This window comes from Cupriavidus sp. GW823-FHT06D04 (assembly GCF_058795055.1).
The window spans coordinates 1-923 of the sequence record NZ_JBXAHL010000112.1 but is presented as its reverse complement, the minus strand read 5'-3'; the positions used below and the strand labels follow the sequence as shown (position 1 = coordinate 923).

1 protein-coding gene is annotated in these 923 nt (G+C 63.1%); it reads left to right on the top strand.

All coding sequences use genetic code 11. From position 1 onward, the window contains the following. Window positions 1-923 (top strand): IS4 family transposase (locus AC1Q7H_RS39785; protein WP_492382512.1); only part of this gene is annotated, 923 nt, incomplete at both ends.

Here is a 923-nt window from a genome sequence, read left to right as displayed (position 1 = left end):
TTGTGCCGAGGCGTCAGTGAACAAGCGTTCGCCCAGGCTCGCAGCAAACTCAGCGGCGATGTCTTTGCTCACCTCAATGACTGGCTGCTTCAGCAAGTGTCCAAACATGTGCCGCGCTGGCATGGCTTTCGGCTGGTCGCCGCGGACGCCTCACACCTGCGTTTTGCCATCCGCCGCAGCCATCTCCCTCGAGCCGCCACCCGCGATCAACTCGCCTTCGGCCTGTACCTGCCTGAGGCCGAGATCATGCTCACTGCCTCATTGCACAGCGTGCACGAGAACGAACGCCAGATCTTGTTCGAGCATCTGGACCGCCTGCAATCTGACGACTTGCTTCTCCTCGACCGCGGCTACCCAGCCCGCTGGCTGGTGGCCGTGCTCAACCAACGAGGCATTCCTTTCTGCATGCGCGCAGACGGCAGCGGCTTTACCGCCGTGCGACACTTCGTCCGTTCCGGCCGCGCCGAGGGCATCGTCACGCTCCCGGCTCCAGCCCGCAATGACGCGCGCGACTATGAGTGTGCGGCCGTCCCGCAGACCGTCCGGCTGATCCGGCAGATCTCGCCAGCCGGCAAGGTACGCGTGCTTATCACCAATCTGCTCGACAGGCGCCGCCATCCGGCCGCCACCTTCCGCGATCTCTATCACCAGCGCTGGCGCCTGGAAGAGGCCTTCAAACGCCTCAAACACCGCATGGCACTCGAACATCTGTCCGGCCTCTCACAGTTGGCCGCTAGGCAGGACTTCGGCGCCAAAATCCTCAGCGACAACCTGCACGCCCTATGCTGCCTCAGCGCCGCGCAGGAACATGAAATTGACTCGGATCATCGAATCAACCGAACCTTCGCCATCACCGCTCTCAAACCTGTCCTGTCAGCGGCGCTGCTCGGCTTGCGCTGGGCCAAGGCTGCTCTGAATGAGAC